Raw genomic sequence first — 242 nt, forward strand, 5'->3', positions numbered from 1 at the left:
GCTGCGCTCTGATGGCACGCAACATTTCGTCGACCCAGTGTTTGTGGTGCAGCACGTAGAGCCCTTCGTCTTCCGGGGAAGCACCGCTGAGCAGGGGCTTCATGTCGATTGCTTGGGCCGGGCCGGGACCGCTGAGCAGGGGCTTCATGTCGATTGCTTGGGCCGTTTCATCGGCGCCTTCGATCCACTGTTGGGCCCCGCGGGAGAGGTCGTTCCATTCGGCCAATGTTATAGCCTAGCCT

1 pseudogene is annotated in these 242 nt (G+C 61.6%); it reads right to left on the reverse strand.

Annotated elements, in window-relative coordinates:
- A pseudogene (locus QHL1GM_RS19575) lies at positions 1 to 226 on the reverse strand (hypothetical protein); the annotation flags it as partial.
- Between the last annotated feature and the right edge of the window lie 16 nt (positions 227 to 242).

Source organism: Halomonas sp. QHL1 (assembly GCF_001882345.1).
Lineage (GTDB): Bacteria > Pseudomonadota > Gammaproteobacteria > Pseudomonadales > Halomonadaceae > Vreelandella.